The following is an 18,068-nucleotide window of genomic DNA, read 5'->3' on the forward strand; positions in this document are numbered from 1 at the left end:
CCAGGAGTGTCTGCGTCTTCGCTAGCAGACAGACACCCCCAGAATTCCCATCAGCCGCTCGTCAAGCGTCCCGGTTCGCGTCGATCACTGTCAACGCCGCCATATTGATGATCCGGCGCACCGTGGAACTCGACGTCAGAATGTGCACCGGCGCATTGGCGCCCAACAGGAACGGCCCCACTGCCACGTTGCTGCCGGCCGCGGTCTTCAGCAGGTTGTAGGCAATGTTGCCCGAGTCGACATTCGGGCACACCAGCAGGTTCGCCGCCCCCTTCAATCGCGACATCGGCAGGATGCGCGAGCGCAGCGCCTCGTCGAGCGCGCAGTCACCGTGCATTTCGCCGTCCACTTCCAGCGTGGGCGCCTGCTGCGTGACCAGTTCGAGCGCACGCCGCATCTTCGCCCCGGAGGCCGAACTGCCCGAGCCGAAGTTCGAGCGCGACAGCAATGCCACCTTCGGCACCAGGTTCAGGCCCTCCATGCTCCGCGCGGCGGCAATCGTGAATTCGGCAATCTGCTCGGCGCTCGGATCGTCGTTCACATGGGTGTCGACCAGCGCGATGGTACGGTCGTCGAGCAGCAGGATGTTCATGGCCGCATAGGTCTGCGCGCCTGCCTTCTTGCCGATCACCTGGTCGACAAAGCGCAGGTGATCGTGGTACGCACCCACGGTGCCGCACACCATGCCGTCCGCGTCGCCGAGCTTCACCATCATTGCGCCGATCAGCGTCAGGCGGCGGCGCATTTCCACGCGCGCCATCTCCTTCGTGATGCCGTCACGGCACATCAGCTCCCAATAGGTCGTCCAGTATTGATGGAACCGCTCGTCATACTCAGGATTGGTCACCTCGACATCCTGGCCGAGGCGCAAGCGCAGGCCGTACTTTTCGATCCGCGCCATCAGCACTTCGGGACGGCCAACCAGAATCGGACGGGCCAACTTTTCATCGACGATCACCTGCACCGCCCGCAATACCCGTTCTTCCTCGCCTTCGGTAAACACGATGCGCGACTTGCCGCCCTCGCGGACAATCTGCCGCGCCGCTGCGAACAGCGGTTTCATGAACGCGCCTGAGCGGTAGACGAACTGCTGCAACTGTTCGGTATAGGCCTCCAGGTCCTGCAGCGGGCGTGTGGCGACGCCGCTTTCCATCGCGGCCTTGGCGACCGCCGGAGCGATACGCACAATCAGGCGCGGATCGAACGGCTTCGGGATGAAGTAGTCGGGGCCGAACGCGACGCCATATGCGCCGTATGCCGCCGCGACCATTTCGTTCTGCTCCTCTTCGGCCAGCGCGGCAATCGCGTAGACCGCCGCCTTTTCCATTTCGGGCGTAATCGTGGTTGCGCCTACATCCAGCGCGCCGCGGAAAATATACGGGAAGCACAGGACGTTGTTGACCTGGTTCGGATAGTCGGAGCGGCCCGTCGCAATCACCGCATCGTCACGCACGGCCTGCACCTCGGCCGGCGAGATTTCCGGCGTGGGGTTGGCGAGCGCGAGAATCAGCGGACGCGCCGCCATGCGCTTCACCATCTCGGGCTTGAGCACGCCGCCCGCGGACAGGCCGAGGAACACGTCGGCCCCCTCGATCACCTCCGCCAGCGTGCGCGCCGCCGTGTTCTGCGCGAAGCGCGCCTTCTGCGGGTCCATCAACGTGGTGCGGCCTTCGTACACCACGCCTTCGATGTCCGTCGCCCAGATATTTTCGATCGGCAAGCCGAGTTCCACCATCAGTTCGAGGCACGCCAGCGCCGCGGCACCCGCGCCCGAGGTCACAACCTTGACCTCCTTGATGCTCTTGCCCACCACCTTCAGGCCATTGATGAAAGCCGCGCTGACGGTGATCGCCGTACCGTGCTGGTCGTCATGGAAAACCGGGATCTTCATCCGCTCGCGCAGTTTGCGCTCGACCGTGAAGCATTCCGGCGCCTTGATGTCCTCCAGATTGATGCCGCCGAAGGTTGCCTCAAGACCGGCGATGATGTCGACCAGCTTGTCCGGATCGGTCTCGTTGATCTCGATGTCGAACACGTCGATGCCGGCGAACTTCTTGAACAGCACCGCTTTGCCTTCCATCACCGGCTTGGAAGCCAGCGCACCAATATTGCCCAGTCCCAGCACCGCGGTGCCGTTCGTGATGACGCCCACCAGATTGCCGCGCCCGGTAAAGCGGAACGCGTTGATCGGATCCGCGGCGATCTCCTCGCAAGCCGCCGCGACGCCAGGCGTGTATGCGAGCGCGAGGTCTCGCTGCGTCACCAGCGGCTTGGTGGCGATCACCGCCGTTTTTCCTGGAACCGGGAATTCGTGGTAGTCGAGTGCGGCCTGGCGATCCGTCGTGTTCATATTCTCAGCTCTATGGTTAGGCGCCTTGCCGGCGCGAATCAGGTGTCAGGCCATTTTATGGACGAGCCATAAGGACAATATTTGGAGTTAATATGCCCCCATCATATTTTTCTAATGACTCGACATCTTCATGGCGGCTTTCGATCCGAATACGGTGGTCCGCAAGCTGGCCTCGCGGCTCAAAATGCGGCACCTCACGTTGCTGCTGCAGATTCAGCAGCACGGCTCGCTGACGCGCGCCGCCGAACACCTGGCAAGCAGCCAGCCGGCCGTCACCAATGCGCTGGCGGAGCTGGAGGACATGTTCGGCGCGCCGCTGTTCGACCGCTCGGCCCGCGGCATGGCGCCCACCGCGCTGGGCCGCGTGGTGCTGGCGAGAGCGCGGGCGATGACCGAAGATCTCGACCATCTGGTGCGGGAAATGGAGGCCGTGGCTTCCGGGCACGCGGCGCATCTGCATATCGGCGTGATCCCGTTTATTCCCGGCCAGATGATGTCGACGGCGATTCAGCGCACCCGCCCGGAAGGCGATCGGCGCTTGACCGTCACGATTCACGAGGGCACGAGCGAACAGTTGCTCGTACAGTTGCGCGAGCACACGGTAGACATCGTGATTGGACGCGCTTCGGCGTCCCTCGATCTGCAGCAGGTCAGCGTCGAAGTGTTGTACCGCCAGCAACCTCGGCTGATCGCCAGCCGCCGCCTCGCGGCCCGTCTTGCGCGCGGCCGGCTGGACTGGCAAAAACTCGTGGAGCTCGACTGGATCCTCGGCGCGCCGAACACACCCATGCGCGAGCAGGTCGCCGATATCTTTCTCAGCGCCGGCTTGACACCGCCGACGCCGATCGTCGAAAGCTATTCGTCCAAGCTGATCGGCGAGATGATCGTTGCGGGCGAGCAAGCGGTTTCCATCGTGCCGGCGGATATTGCAGAGGAACTGGTGCGCATCGCGGGCGTTGCCATCGTGCCTTACTCGTTCGAATGGACTCTGTCGCCGATTGCGCTATTCACTCGCCTGAACGAAGTGCAGCGAATGCCGGCGCAGTTGTTCGCTGCTTCGCTTCGTCAGGTCTGCCAGGAGATTTACTCACGGCCTGTGGCGTCCTAGTGGCGTCCTGAGCGCAACACCTGCACAAGGCAGATCAGCACGGCGTCAAGACGCGAGCACCACAGTGTGAAATAATCCGCACTCGATAAATAATAAGGTGGCCTCTTGAGACGACCCCACATCGTCATACTCATCACGGTGCTTCTGGATGCAATCGGCTTCGGGCTCATCATGCCCATTCTGCCGGGACTGCTGCACAGCCTGAGTACCTCCGACACCGACGTCAGCAGAAACTATGGCGCGCTGCTCGCCGTCTACGCACTGATGCAGTTCCTGTTCTCGCCGGTGCTCGGCGCCCTGAGCGACCGCTTTGGGCGCCGTCCCGTGCTGCTGGCCTCGCTCGCCGGGGCGGCGGCCGACTATCTGCTGATGGCCGCGGCGCCGAATCTTTCCTGGCTCTATGTGGGCCGCGTGCTGGCCGGCATCACCGGTGCAAACATGGCCGTCGCGACCGCCTATCTGACCGACGTTACCCCGGAGCCGGAGCGCGCGGGACGCTTTGGCCAGATGGGCGCCGCGCTTGGCGTGGGCTTCATTGCGGGGCCACTGATCGGCGGCCTGCTCGGTGCATGGCATCTGCGCGCGCCATTCCTCGCGGCGGCGGCAATGAACGGACTGAACCTGCTGCTCGCGTATTACGTCTTGCCGGAGTCGCGCCAGGCGCAAAGCGCAGCATCACCCAGGACCAGCATGAACGCGTTTGCCGCGCTGCATCGTTTGAGCGGCATGCCGAACCTGCTGCCGCTGGTGGGCGTGTATGCGGTGGTCATGCTGGCGTCGCAGGCGCCCGCCACGCTATGGATCATTTACGGCGAAGACCGCTTCGCATGGTCGACCACTATTGCCGGCGTTTCGCTGGCCGCTTATGGCGCATGCCACGCCGTTTCGCAGGCGTTCGCCATCGGGCCACTGGTGGCACGTCTGGGCGAACGCGTGGCGGTGCTGATCGGGCTGGCGGCGGACAGTCTCGGCCTCGCGCTGATGGCTGTTGCCACCCGAGGCTGGATGCCGTTCGCCATCTTGCCGCTGTTCGCGGCGGGCAGCATCACGATACCTGCGCTACAGGCGATGATGGCCCGGCAGGTCGACGATAACCGGCAAGGCGAACTGCAAGGCACGCTCACGAGTATCGCGAGTCTGATCGGCGTGGGTGGACCGCTGGCGGTCAGCGCGCTGTATGCGGCCACTCAGCACACGTGGCCGGGCGTGGTGTGGGGCGCGGGCGTCACGCTTTACCTGCTCGCGCTGCCGATGCTGTTCAATGGGCGGCTCAGGTCGCAGCAACCGGGCGCGGTAGAGACAAGCAGCAGCGAGTAAGGGACGGCGGCGAGCGCGGCCGTTCCGGACAAGTCAGTTCGCGCGCTTGCCGACGATCACCAGCCCGCGCGAAAGACCGCTAACGCTATCGACCGCTTGCGACCCTGCGTACAGTTGCGTAACAGGCACCCACACTGCCGGGTACTTGTACCTTGCAACGTCCAGTACAAGCGCGCTGTCACTAGCCGCGTCGTAGGCGGCTAGCGGCGACCAGTGTCCGCCGCCGGTCTCGCCAATCTCCACGCGTCTGAAGTTCAGCAAGGCGAAGCGGTCGTCATGCTCAGTCGTCTCGCGGATCAGATCGCGGAACTGCGCGAGCGTCAGGTCACCGGAGTGGTATTTCATCACCGCGACCGGGAATCCGCTCAAGACCGCGCCAAGCTGATCGAGCGTCATGCCCTCGCGCGAAACGCGGGCGGCATCCGCAACCTGCGGGTCGACACTGCGGAAAAAGTCCTGCTGGGAGAAGTACGGGAAGTCCGGGTATTGACTCGACTCAGGACGCTTGATACCCAGCGCATTTAACGCCATCACCGAACTCGCCACCGAACAGTACGCTTCGTTTCTCTGCGTTTCGAAGTACTGGGACAGCGGCCAATAGGATTGATTGTCGCCACTGGAGAAAAGGCGCTTCTGCCCTTCCGGCTGCATCAGCGCCACGAGGTTGGGCGGAACGGGTAACGGGCCATCGGCGGAGCGGGCTGCAACTGGCGCAGCCGCATGATTCTCAGTGGCTGGCGATGCACAGCCGGACAACGCACCCGCAACCGCCAATGCAGCGATGGTCCAGGCGAGTACGCTCTTCAATCGGGCAAAACGAAACAATGAGCAGTGGGGCATCGTGACCTTCTCTCGCGAAGAGTTTCGAACGACTGCCGCCCGATGCTGCACGAACATCCCACGGGCGAGCTTCGATTTTTAACACGAAACGAATCGCAGTGCGTGAGAGACGCCCATAGCCTACGGAAGAACGAATTGGAAGCATACGATGGTATGCCCCTGCGTACTCTGTTGCATCCCTGGCCTACGATTACCCGATGCGTATCCGATCGCGCAAAAGTCTTACGAGGCGCGAGCAGGACGTTGTAGACTTGATCTTCGCGGGTCTGCTCGACAAGCAGATTGCGTGGAAACTCCCCATATCGGCGAGGCCACCGTGAAGAAAGATCGGCGGCAGGCTATGCAGAAGCTATCCACCGAATTCTGAGCCACTCCGGGACGGCGCAGTACGTCTATTCCGCTGTGGATAACGCTTCGCTGTCGGCCGCTGCTGCAACGCTCCATCCTGTTGCCTCTGCCCTGGAACAATGGCTACTCACGATTACGGCGAGATGTGCAACGGTCTCCAAACCTTGTGGGAGGATGGCGAGCGCGTCTTCGGCCGGACCCGAAGGCCAGTCAATGGCGGCGGCGAGACGTTACTCATTGCACGGCTCGCCGTCGAGCAGCCCTCAACTGCCAGCCTCGACAGGCTCGCGCACGAATTCCAGCTGAAGGAGGTCATTGATGGCGCGTGGGCGGTGCGGCCGCTGGAGCTGGTGCGCGAAGGCGGGGAAACGCTGCTGCTGCTCGAGGATCCGGGTGGTGAGCCGCTCGAACGGCTGATGGGCGCGCCCATGGCGTTGGGCAGGGCTTTGCGCCTTGCCGTCGGCATTGCCGCGGCGCTGGGCAAGCTTCACCAGCGTGGCCTCGTCCATAAAGACCTGAAGCCTGGGCATATCCTCGTGAACTGCACGGACGGGCGGCCCCGGCTGACCGGCTTTGGCATCTCCTCGCAGCTACGACGCGAGCGGCAGGCGCCTGAACCGCCGGAGACCCTCGCCGGCACGCTTGCCTACATGGCCCCGGAACAGACTGGGCGCATGAACCGCTCGATCGACGCGCGCAGCGACCTCTATGCATTCGGCGTCACGCTCTACCAGATGCTCACGGGTTCGCTGCCGTTCACCGCGACCGATCCGATGGAGTGGGTGCACTGCCATATCGCGCGAAAGCCGCTGCTGCTTGGCGAGCGCTTGAAGGGCGTTCCTGCCCCGGTGTCGGCCATCATCAAGAAGCTGATGGCCAAGACGGCCGAAGAGCGCTACCAGACCGCCGGTGGCGTCGAACGCGATCTGCGGCGCTGCCTCGCCGAGTGGGAAAGCCATGGCTACATCGCCGACTTTGCGCTCGGTCAGCAGGATACGCCCGATCGGCTGCTGATCCCGGAAAGGCTCTACGGACGAGCAACCGAGATCGAGACCTTGCTGGCCACCTTCGATCGCATCGTCAAGAACGGAACGCCGGAGCTGGTGCTGGTTTCCGGCTATTCGGGCATTGGCAAGTCCGCGGTCGTCAACGAATTGCACAGGGTACTGGTGCCGCCGCGGGGACTCTTCGCCGCGGGTAAGTTCGACCAGTACAAGCGTGACATCCCTTATTCGACGCTCGCTCAGGCCTTTCAAAGCCTCGTGCGACCGCTTCTTGGCAAGAGCGACACCGAGCTTGCCGCCTGGCGTGACGACCTTCTGGAGGCCTTGGCCCCGAACGGCCGGCTGATGGTCGATGTCGTCCCCGAACTGAAGCTCATCATCGGAGACCAGCCACCGGTCCCCGAGCTCCCCCCGCAAGACGCGCAACGGCGCTTTCAGCTGGTGTTTCGGCGGTTTATCGGCGTTTTTGCCCGGGAGGAACATCCGTTGGCGCTGTTCCTCGACGATCTGCAGTGGCTCGACGCGGCGACGCTCGATCTCATTGAGGATCTGCTGACGCGCTCGGATCTGCATCATCTGATGCTGATCGGTGCCTATCGCGACAACGAAGTCACTGCCACCCACCCGCTGACACGCATGCTCGACGCCATCAAGGCCGGCGCCGGAAACGTCGCCGAGATCAAGCTTGCGCCGCTCGCCCGCGAACATCTCGGGCAGTTGATTGCGGACGCGCTTCGCTGCGATGGGACGCGCGCCGCACCGCTCGCGCAACTGGTGCACGAAAAAACCGGTGGCAATCCGTTTTTCGCGATTCAGTTCATTTCCGCGCTAGACGAAGAGGGCATGCTCACCTTCGATCATGACGCGGCGTGCTGGTCCTGGGATCTCGAGCGCATTCACGCCAAGGGATACGCCGACAACGTGGTGGACCTGATGGTCGGCAAGCTCAGCCGCCTGCCTGCCGATACGCAGGCGGCGGTACAGCAACTGGCCTGTATCGGCAACGCCGCCGAGATCGCCACACTTTCGATTGCCTTCGGCACGCCGGAGGAGCGAGTCCACGACGCCCTGTCGGAGGCGGTCCTGCTGGAGCTGGTTGAGCGCAGTCAGGGCTCGTACAGGTTTGTCCACGACCGAGTCCAGGAGGCTGCCTATTCACTGACTCCTGAAGCATCGCGTGCCCCGGTGCATCTGCGGATCGGCCGGTTGCTCGCGGCACAGACGCCACCTGAACAGCGCCAGGAAATGATCTTCGAGATCGTCAACCAGCTGAACCGCGGCGCGGCCCTGATCACCGGACAGGATGAGCGTGAACAGCTCGCGGAACTCAACCTGATTGCCGGAAGGCGCGCCAAGGCGTCGACGGCGTACGCATCGGCGCGCACCTATCTTTGCGCCGGGATGGCCGTACTCGGAAGCGAGGGGTGGACAACCCGCTACGAACTCGCTTTCGGCTTGTGGCTCGAACGCGCGGAGTGCGAGTACCTGAACGGGAATTTTGACGAGGCCGAGCAGCTCCTCTCGGACCTGCTGTCGAGAGGCGCGTCGAAGATCGACAAGGCGGCGGCTTACCGTATCAAGATCGACCTCCATCACGTGAAGGCGGAGTATCCGAAAGCCATCGAGAGCGCGCTGGAGTGCCTGCGCCTCTTCGGTATCGAGATACCGCCGCATCCGACGCGCGAAGAGGTTCAGGCCGAATACGAGAACGTGTGGGCCCAACTGGGCGAGCGGCCGATTGGAAGCCTGATCGAGCTGCCACTGAGCTCCGATCCCGAGGTCCATGCCGCGACGGGCATTCTCTCGCTGCTCTATGCCCCATCGCTTTTCACGGATCGCAACCTGTTCCTCCTGCACCTGTGCAAGATGGTGAGCCTTAGCCTGTGCGGCGGCAGCACCGACGCCGCGTCCACCGGGTACGTCTGGTTCGGTGTCGTCCTCGGTCCGGTGTTCCACCGGTATTCGGAGGGCTATGAGTTTGCAAAACTCGCGTGCGATTTTGTCGAAAAGCACGATTTCACCGCTTACAAGGCCAAGGCTTACCTCGCCATGGAAATCGCGGGCCTATGGACGCAGCCCATCGCAAACGGACTTCGCTATCTCGACGCTGCCTTCCGCGCCGGAAGCGAGACCGGCGACCTTACCGTGGCGTGCTACACGCGCAACCACATCGTCACGGACCTTCTTCTCAACGGCAAAGCGCTTGACGACGTGTGGTCGCAATCGGAAGGGTGCCTGGAATTCGTAAGCAAAGCGAAGTTTCGCGATGTGGTCGACATCATCGTGAGCCAGCAGCGCTTCATATTGAACATGCGAGGACAGACGTCGCACTTTTCGAGCTTCAGCGGCGGCGATTTCGATGAAACAGCCTTTGAGGCCGGACTGAACGACGACCGAATGAGCACCATGGTCTGCTGGTACTGGATTCTAAAAATCCAGGCCCGCTTCATTTCCGGTGACTATGACGCAGCTCTCGCGGCCGGCCAAAAGGCAAAGGATCTGCTCTGGGCTTCTATCGGCCATATCCAGGTGCTCGATTATTACTTCTACCTGGCGCTCGCTGCTGCGGCGCTGCTGGAGGATGGCGCCGCACCGGAAACAGAAGCCGCGCTGCGTGACCTGTTGGCGACACATGTCGAGCAGTTGCGCGAATGGGCAGAGAATGGCTCGGCCACGTTCCGCGACAAGTTTGCGCTAGTGGCCGCCGAGTTCGCCCGAATCGAGCGCCGCGACCTCGATGCCATGCACCACTACGAGGACGCTATTCGCTTCGCGGGCGAGAACCGCTTCTCCCAGAACGAAGCGATCGGCAACGAACTCGCCGCACAGTTCTATGCGTCGCGCGGTTTCGAGAAGACGGCTCGCGTATATTTACGGGACGCCCGGCATTGCTATCTGCGCTGGGGAGCCCACGGCAAGGTGCGGCAGCTCGATGAGCTGTACCCGCACCTGCGAGAGGACGAGCCGGTTCGCGGCTCCACGGGGACGATTGGGGCGCCGGTCGAATACCTAGACCTTGTTACGGTAATCAAGGTGTCGCAAGCCGTCTCGAGCGAGATCGTTCTGGACAAACTGCTCGACACACTCATGCGCACGGCGATGGCGCAGGCCGGCGCCGAGCGGGTTCTGTTAATTCTTGCGCGCGGGAGTGCGCTGCGAATCGCCGCAGAGGCCGCGACGAGCGGCGACAGGGTAAGCGTGCACCTGCGCGACGAGGCCGTGGTCGAGACCGCGCTGCCGGAGGCCGTACTCCACTATGTTCTGCGCACCGGGGAAAGCGTCATTCTCGATGATGCCGCGGCCCAGTCTTCGTTTGCCGCCGATCCCTACGTCAAGGAGCGGCAGGCGCGCTCCATACTCTGCCTGCCTCTGCTTGCTCAGGCAAAGCTGATTGGCGCGCTGTATCTCGAGAACAGCCTGGCTGCCGGCGTCTTTGCACCCGCTCACGTCGCGGTACTGAAGCTGCTCGCCTCACAGGCTGCCATCGCGCTGGAGAACGCCAGTTTGTATCGTGACCTCGCTGAACGTGAGGCGAAGATCCGGCGCCTCGTCGACGCGAACATCGTCGGAATCCTGATCTGGGATATCGAAGGCCGCATTCTCGAAGCCAACGACGCGTTTCTCCGTATTGTGGGATACGATCGTAACGACCTTTTATCAGGAGGGTTGCGGTGGACGGACCTTACGCCACCGGAGTGGCTCGAGCGTCACACCCGGGAGTGGATGCCGGAGCTAAGGGCAGCGGGGACCGTGCCGCCCTACGAGAAGGAGTACTTCAGGAAGGACGGTAGCCGCGTGCCGGTACTGGCTGCCAGCGCAATGCTCGAACAGAGTGGGAACCAGGGCGTGGGTTTCGTGCTCGATCTGAGCGAGCGAAAACGGGCGGAAGCGGATCTGCGCAAGGTGCAGATGGAGCTTGCGCACGCGAACCGCGTTACGGCGCTTGGGCAACTCACGGCCTCGATCAGCCACGAAATCAGGCAGCCGATCGAGGCGATCGGAGTCAATGCGTCGGCGGGCCTGCGCTGGCTTGCCCGTGACCCGTCCGATCTGGGAGAAGTTAGCGAAGCGCTTGAGCGCATCGTCCGTGACACCCGGCGTGCAGGCGAGGTAATAAAGCGTATTCATGGTTTTGTAGTGAAGGCCCCGACGTACAATGAGATGCTGCAGATCAACGAGGCCATTAGCGAGGTCATTACCCTAACGTGCAGTGAGGCCGACAGGAACGGCGTTTCTGTACGGATGCAGCTTGCGGAAGACTTGCCGCTCGTTCAAGGCGACCGCGTGCAACTCCAGCAAGTGATGTTGAACCTCTCCATCAACGCCATTGATGCGATGGGCGCAGTTGACGACGGGGCGCGGGAATTGACGATCAGCACGACGATGAATGAACCGGGTGTTGTCCTTGTAACGGTGTGCGATTCTGGGCCAGGCATCCCTTCCGCGGACATTGAGCGCCTCTTTGAGCCGTTTTATACGACAAAGGCTAGCGGCATGGGTATGGGGCTGTCGATCTGCCGCTCAATCGTCGAAGCACACGGTGGCCGGCTGTGGGCGAGCGCAAACGTACCCCGCGGCGCTATCTTTCAGTTCACGGTGCCGGCCCATCCGACCGCTTCATCATAGGCCGGCCTTGGATTGCGCACCGCAAAGACCCAATTCCCGAATGACTTCAATCTGCGAGGCGCAATTCCCGCAACACCTCGAAGCGGTTCGCGCCATCTTTCGCGAGTACGCGGCAAGCCTTGGAATCGACCTGAGCTTCCAGGATTTCGCTGCCGAACTCGCAGACCTGCCCGGAAAATATACGCCACCGCGAGGCTGTGTCCTGCTCGCCTGGCGCGACGCGAACGTGATCGGCTGCGTGGCGATGCGTGCACTCGATGAGACAGTATGCGAAATGAAGCGTCTTTACGTACGTCCCGCGGGGCGAGGTGAACAACTCGGCAAGCGCCTGGCTGAACATGTCTTGCGGTTCGCAAAAGAGACCGGTTACACCAGAATCCGCCTCGATACGCTTCCAACCATGCAGACGGCCCAACATCTCTACGCGTCGCTCGGTTTCGTCGATATTCCGGCCTACGTCTTCAATCCCGTCGAGGGTACGCGGTTTCTCGAACTGGACCTGACGGCGACATAGGACCGCCCGGGCTCGCCACGCGGAGGGCGGATCTGATCCGCCTCGCGCGGCCAGCGTTGCGCAACTCGAACCCTCTCTACCAAGGAAATGGCATGCTGACCGTCCACCATCTCGGAAAATCGCAGTCTGAGCGAATCGTATGGCTTTGCGAAGAACTTGGCATTCCGTACGAACTCAAGCTTTACGCCCGCGACCCCGTCACCCGGCTCGGCCCCCCTGAATACAAGGCGCTGCATCCGTTAGGCACGGCGCCGATCATCACCGACGGCAATCTCGTGCTCGCCGAATCCACGGCAATCATGGAATACATCATGACGAAGTACGGCAACGGCGGCCTCGTCCCAGCCACAACCGATCCCACGTTCGCCGACTATCTGTACTGGTTCCACTTTGCGAACGGCTCGTTGCAGCCCAATCTGGGGCGCAGCATGATCTTGGGCCGGGTCGATCTGCCGGCGGACAATCCGCTGCTGAAGTGGGTCACAGGTCGCCTCGATCTGGCGATGGGGCTCGTCGAGAAGCGCCTGGGTGAGAAAGACTATCTGGCGGGCGATGTGTTTACGGCGGCGGATATTGTCACCGTGTTTTCGCTTACGACGATGCGGCTGTTCCTGCCTATGGATATATCGCCCTTTGCCAACATTCTGGCGTATTTGCAGCGTATCGGCGCCCGTGAGGGTTATCGCCGCGCGATGCAAAAGGGAGATCCTGATCTGACGCCGATGCTGAGTTGAGTGGGTCCGGGGTTGGGGAAAGAGACTTCGATGCCAAATCATATGAGATAGAAAGTTAATAATGTGACAACAGGCAACAATTACTTCATGAACGAAAATTAATCGGAAATTTATCCCCCTCTATCTTTCGCACGCTAACAGCAAGCCAGCCGCAAACCTATCTCTATCTATCTGGCATGAGATATATGCCATAAACGACTGCCCACGGATTCATGTCGAAAATTGATGGGATTCGGTCGTTTTCAGGTATGCGACTGGTATTTCGTATTGGACGATTGCCTAAACGGCCGTATCACTGATAACGGACCGTCAAACAGGCGGTAGAATCGCGCTGGAAAGCCCATGTCACATTGATGACAATAAATATGCAAAAGTAATAAAGGGGTGGGAAATGAGCGCGCAGGACATCGTGAGGGCAATCCAGGGCGGACTGATCCAGCAAGACCGGCTGCTGAAACTCGACACGCCACTGGGAAGCAACACTTTGCTGCCGCAGTGCGCGGTGGGTCGGTCGCGCATTGGCCGGCATTTCGATTTCACTCTCGACGTGCTGTCGATTAACGGCAACATCAAGCTGAAAAAACTGCTCGGCCAGCCCGTTACACTCTGGGTCCTGCAGGCGAATAAATCCTACCTCCCCCATCACGGTTATGTTTATGCGGTTCGGAGACTGGGATCAGAAGGCGGACTGACCAGTTACCAGATCAGCTTCGCGTCGTGGATGAATTTCCTTAAATTCCGCCGCGACCAGCGCATCTGGCAAGACACGCCTGTCGACGAAATCCTGAGCGACGTATTTAACGAACATGCCCAGGCGAAAGGCCAGTTCCGATTTGCACTCTCGAAACCGCTGCCACCACGCTCGTATTGCGTGCAATACGAAGATGACTGGAACTACGTCCACCGGCTGATGGAAGAAGAAGGCCTGTTCGGCATCTGGAGCCAAGGTGCAGATGGCAGATCGCACATGCTGACCGTCACGGATCGCCTGGACACGTGCGAGCCGCTCACCACACAGACGGTTCAGTTTTCCCGCTACGGCACAAACAGCGAAGTCGATGCGCTGGTTCACTGGTCGAGCGTGCGCTCCCTGCATAGCACCGTCCTTGCAACACGAACCTTCGACTATAAGAGCCCCTCGACTGTAGCAAATCCGAAGAGCACCAACGTCCCGACGTTATCGCAGGAGATGCCCGAGCAACTGGAGGTGTACGAGTACACCGGACCCTACACGTACCTTAAGCAGGACCGTGGCGACCATCTGACGAAAATCCGCATGGAGGAATGGGAGTCGCGCGGCAAACGGTTTTATGGTGTCGGCGGTGTACGTGGAATCGATGCAGGCCGGTGGTTCGAATTGGCAGGACACCCGGAGCATGACCGTGATTCCGCCGACAGGCGGCAGTTCGCGGTGATAGAAACAGTGTGGCTGATCGAGAACAACATTCCGGTATCGAATCACCATTCGAACTTTCCGTACAGTCTGCAAGAGCAGGTAGCCGAAGCCCGGGCAGCTCACGAAGGCGATACGAAATTCAAGGTGCTGCATCAGGACGGCTCCGAAGGTTTTTTCCGGGTCGAGATCGAGGCACAGCGCAAGTCAGTGCCCTATCGCAGCCCGTTTGAACACCACAAGCCCGACATGCGCATGCAGACGGCGACCGTCGTCGGGCCGAAAGGCCAGGAGATCTACACGGACGAACTCGGCCGGGTGAAAGTGCAGTTTCACTGGGACCGGATCGGTCAGCGCAACGAGCGTAGCTCGTGCTGGGTACGCGTTGCGCAGCCATGGGCCAGCGGAGGCTTTGGCGGCATTCAGCTACCGAGAATCGGGGATGAAGTGGTCGTGCCGTTCCTCAACGGCGATCCCGACAGGCCACTCATCACGGCCCGCGTAGGCAACGGCACGAACCAGCCGCAGTGGAACCTTCCGGCACAGCAGGCGCTGTCGGGCTTCGTCAGCAAGGAATTCGGCGGGGAGCAAAACAATGTCTGGTTGAAAGACGATACCCAGGGGCAGGTGCAGACGCAGATTCGCAGCGACCACCTCGAATCCGGTTTGCACATGGGGTATATCACGCGCGTGAGCGAGCCGGCCGGCCGAGGCGAGAAACGGGGCGAAGGCGCAGAGCTGCGCACGGACGGCATTGCCGCGGTACGCGGTGCGCGCGGCCTGCTGTTGACGACCCACCCACGCTCAGGCGCAACCGGTGACGCATTCAGCGTTGACGAGGTCAACCTGCAGTTGGCCAACGCCCAGGACACTGCGGCGAGTCTTGCCCAGTCCGCGCAGTCGGCGGGCGCACAGGACGGTGAACAGAAGGCTGTGGCCAGCACCTTGAAAGCCCAGGCGAAAGGCATTCAGGGCGGCGGCACGTTGAAGCAGTTCGAGCAACCCCATCTGGTGCTGTCGAGTCCCTCAGGTGTTGCGGTGAACACGCCGGAACTGATCCACCTTAGCAGCGGCAAGACGACCGCGGTCACGGCCGGCGAGCACGTATCGGTGAGCACAGGCGGCGGTTTCTTCGCCAGCGCGCGCAACGCGCTGCGCCTGTTCGTCTACCAGGCCGGTATGCGACTGATCGCGGCCAGCGGCGACATCGATATCAAGGCGCTCAAGGACAACATCAACCTGCTGGCAAAGCTGAACGTCACGGTGACTGCCAGCAAGATCACGATCAGCGCGCAGCAGGAGGTTGAGATCAACGGTGGCGGCAGCTATACCCGCTGGACTTCGGGGCAAATCAGGAGCGGCACGTCGGGTGGCTTCGAGGTGCATTCGGCAAGCCGGACGTTCACTGGGCCTGACAGTGTCGGTACGCCGAACATTCCGGCACTGCCGCCGGAGAAGGAACAACTGCACTTTGCGCTCCAGCAGTTGCCGGGCGAAGGGCAGCAGGTCGTTAGCGAACCATACGATCTGTATAAGGGCGGCACAAAGATCGGTGAGGGTGTCACGGACGAATTTGGCCGGATAGTTGTGAAGGACCACCAGGCGGGTACTCCAGCCTACACGGCACGACTGAGCAACGGCGCGGAATATAACCTGAACGTGAAAGACGCGCTCGAACCTGATCCCGAGCATGTCGACCAGCTTAGCAATGCGGGCGAGCGGTACATCTGATCGCGATGCTCTCCGCTATTTATCAATGAGGACGCAAACGTGGCAGGCTTCCCACTCAAAACTCACAGGCATGCAAAGGTCGCTATCGATGAGCAGACCAGGCAGGCGAAAAATGCGCTTCAGTTTCTCCTTGAGCATAGAGACATCAAGGAAAGAGGCGGAGACGATACGTGCCCGATTACCAGGGGTAACACCCTGAGCTTTATGATCTGCGGCGAAGACGGGTTTGGGCACATCGCGAAAGACCTGAGGGAAGCCAAGGCCACGGTCGATATAGTCTGCTGGGGGTTTGATCCGGGCATGGAACTGGAGCGCGCAGGCGACACATGGCCGCGCGGCATCCGTTACGGAGAACTGCTCGACGAAATCACGACGCGCAAGGAGAACCCTGTCACCGTTCGATTGCTGATCTGGTATGACGACGACGGGTCCAAGGTCCAGAACAACATGCCCGGACTTACTGACGTTCCAGTTTCCGGCCTGGGACACCCAATTCAACGCTACAAGTTGCAGCAGAACCCACCGTATAAGGATTCGAGTCGCAATCAATACTGCATTGACTGGTGGAAAGCGAATTTACCAGGCGGCCAGAGCGGTAGGAGTGGCGGTGGAACGAACCCACAGTTGCAGGTTGTCCTTCGCAGTGTGTCGAAGGCTGATGCGACGGCCTTGCGGGCAGTCACGCCCGCTGAAGAGGATCAACCCGTCAGTCAGACAGGCTTCACCGATGAAAAAAGCCAGGAGGAAAAATACGGAACGCACCACCAGAAACCGATCCTCATCGACTATGACTGGGACAGCGGCAGCAAGGCGGTGGGCTACGTCATGGGTCTGAATTCAGTAACGGACTACTGGGACCGCACCGCGCATGCGGTCGATGACCCGAAGCGTGAAGTGCTGTCGGACAAACTGATCGGTGACGAACTGGACCACGAGTTGTCAACGCAGCAAGCCCCGAACAATGACAACCTGGCAACCCGGCTCTACCAAGGCGCAAAAGACAGATTTTCGAAGCCAGCAGCACAACACGGCGAAGGTCACGAACACTATGTGCACGGCCGCCCCTATCAGGACTATGCATGCCGGGTCCAAGGGCCAGCGCTTGCGCAACTGCACTTCAATTTCGAGAACGGATGGGCCGATGCACTCGGTCACGAGCTCCCGTACACGACGCCGCCGGAGCCGCCCGCGAAGATTCCAAAGGTGGCGGGAAGTCCAGCGCATCTTGTCCAGATCGTGCGCACGCAGGCCCGCGAGAAGGAAAAATCCATCAAGGAAGTTTATTTCCAGGCAACCAGTAGTGCGCGCAACTATATCTATATCGAAAACCAGTACTTCTTCTACCCGGAGTTTGTGCGGCATCTGATACATCACCGCCAGACGCACGTGAGCGAGTGGACCAGCAAGTCGCAGAAGGGCATCGCAGAGATGCAGAGACTGTATATGTTCATCGTGATTCCGCACCCGGAGCGAGCGGAGATGATGCCGCGTACGTATGATTCGCTAGCCTTACTTGGGGATGGCACATCAACGCCTGAACAGGCGGGTCTGGCCGATCAGGGTAAACTCGATTTTGTCTATGACCAAGGTAAAAGAGGCGATGGCCAGGTACTTGATCGTCCCAGTGCGGATGACCTTGAACGAACCGCGGGTCTGGAAGTGAGCATCGCGCGGTTACGCACGAGCGGGCCTGATGCGGACCACAACATGGCCTATCGCGAAATCTACATTCACTCCAAGTTGATGATCATTGATGACGCCTTCATCACCGTGGGCAGTGCCAATCTCAGTCAGCGCAGCATGTCAGTTGACAGCGAAATCAATATTGCGGCGACGGGATCACTCTATGCCAGCGACCTGCGTCAGCGTGTGTTCGCCTTACATTACGGTGGTGACATCAAATACAGTGGCGATCCGAAAGATCTGCCGGACGCATTCAGCAGTTGGAACCGCCGGATGAGCAAGAACCAGGACATCCAGCAAGCGGGCACGCAAGCGATGACTGGATTCCTCCTGCCTTTCGAAGATCACCGCTCCACCACGACACTGTACGGTTCGATCTCCGTACCATCGACAAGCGATACTGCTGTCTAACCGGACCCT

9 protein-coding genes are annotated in these 18,068 nt (G+C 61.0%); 7 read left to right on the forward strand and 2 right to left on the reverse strand.

The genetic code is table 11. The features are described 5' to 3' along the window. Positions 1–61: 61 nt before the first annotated feature. Positions 62–2,350: an NADP-dependent malic enzyme gene (locus tag FFS45_RS18660; protein ID WP_137956108.1), complete on the reverse strand. Its 2,289-nt coding sequence runs from the start codon at positions 2,348–2,350 to the stop codon at positions 62–64. A gap of 130 nt (positions 2,351–2,480) precedes the next feature. Here FFS45_RS18660 and FFS45_RS18665 point away from each other — a divergent pair, with 130 nt between their 5' ends. Together FFS45_RS18665 and tet are read left to right on the forward strand one after the other, a co-directional pair. Further along, positions 2,481–3,458: a LysR substrate-binding domain-containing protein gene (locus tag FFS45_RS18665; protein WP_137956109.1), complete on the forward strand. Its 978-nt coding sequence runs from the start codon at positions 2,481–2,483 to the stop codon at positions 3,456–3,458. A gap of 105 nt (positions 3,459–3,563) precedes the next feature. Further along, positions 3,564–4,775, forward strand: a complete 1,212-nt coding sequence (gene tet / locus FFS45_RS18670) for a Tet(A)/Tet(B)/Tet(C) family tetracycline efflux MFS transporter (RefSeq protein ID WP_137956110.1) — start codon at positions 3,564–3,566, stop codon at positions 4,773–4,775. A 33-nt stretch (positions 4,776–4,808) separates the two neighbouring features. Here the strand turns inward: tet and FFS45_RS18675 are convergent, their stop codons facing one another. Then, complete coding sequence (locus tag FFS45_RS18675) at positions 4,809–5,615, reverse strand: phytochelatin synthase family protein (protein ID WP_137956111.1); 807 nt, start codon at positions 5,613–5,615, stop codon at positions 4,809–4,811. Positions 5,616–6,082: 467 nt separating this feature from the next. Here FFS45_RS18675 and FFS45_RS18685 point away from each other — a divergent pair, with 467 nt between their 5' ends. The 5 genes from FFS45_RS18685 (at position 6,083) to FFS45_RS18705 (ending at position 18,059) form a co-directional block, all read left to right on the forward strand. Continuing rightward, positions 6,083–11,593: an ATP-binding sensor histidine kinase gene (locus FFS45_RS18685; RefSeq protein ID WP_137956113.1), complete on the forward strand. Its 5,511-nt coding sequence runs from the start codon at positions 6,083–6,085 to the stop codon at positions 11,591–11,593. A 40-nt stretch (positions 11,594–11,633) separates the two neighbouring features. Beyond that, positions 11,634–12,107, forward strand: a complete 474-nt coding sequence (locus tag FFS45_RS18690) for a GNAT family N-acetyltransferase (protein ID WP_137956114.1) — start codon at positions 11,634–11,636, stop codon at positions 12,105–12,107. A 92-nt stretch (positions 12,108–12,199) separates the two neighbouring features. Then, entirely contained in the window at positions 12,200–12,841 is a 642-nt protein-coding gene (locus FFS45_RS18695) for a glutathione S-transferase family protein (protein ID WP_137956115.1), read from the forward strand. Between the two features lie 391 nt (positions 12,842–13,232). Next, positions 13,233–15,965, forward strand: coding sequence for a type VI secretion system Vgr family protein (gene tssI / locus FFS45_RS18700; RefSeq protein WP_137956116.1), 2,733 nt, complete (start codon positions 13,233–13,235; stop codon positions 15,963–15,965). Between the two features lie 39 nt (positions 15,966–16,004). Then, on the forward strand, positions 16,005–18,059 hold the full coding sequence (locus tag FFS45_RS18705) for a phospholipase D-like domain-containing protein (protein WP_137956117.1): 2,055 nt from the start codon (positions 16,005–16,007) through the stop codon (positions 18,057–18,059). Positions 18,060–18,068 lie beyond the last annotated feature (9 nt).

The organism is Burkholderia sp. 4M9327F10 (assembly GCF_005503145.1).
GTDB lineage: Bacteria > Pseudomonadota > Gammaproteobacteria > Burkholderiales > Burkholderiaceae > Paraburkholderia.

What these genes read in the sequence shown, in the direction of transcription:
- FFS45_RS18660 (WP_137956108.1), bottom strand. Translation starts at nt 2,350, where the DNA reads ATGAACACGACGGATCGCCAGGCCGCACTCGACTACCACGAATTCCCG.
- FFS45_RS18665 (WP_137956109.1), top strand. Translation starts at nt 2,481, where the DNA reads ATGGCGGCTTTCGATCCGAATACGGTGGTCCGCAAGCTGGCCTCGCGG.
- FFS45_RS18675 (WP_137956111.1), bottom strand. Translation starts at nt 5,615, where the DNA reads ATGCCCCACTGCTCATTGTTTCGTTTTGCCCGATTGAAGAGCGTACTC.
- FFS45_RS18685 (WP_137956113.1), top strand. Translation starts at nt 6,083, where the DNA reads ATGGCTACTCACGATTACGGCGAGATGTGCAACGGTCTCCAAACCTTG.
- FFS45_RS18690 (WP_137956114.1), top strand. Translation starts at nt 11,634, where the DNA reads ATGACTTCAATCTGCGAGGCGCAATTCCCGCAACACCTCGAAGCGGTT.
- FFS45_RS18695 (WP_137956115.1), top strand. Translation starts at nt 12,200, where the DNA reads ATGCTGACCGTCCACCATCTCGGAAAATCGCAGTCTGAGCGAATCGTA.
- tssI (WP_137956116.1), top strand. Translation starts at nt 13,233, where the DNA reads ATGAGCGCGCAGGACATCGTGAGGGCAATCCAGGGCGGACTGATCCAG.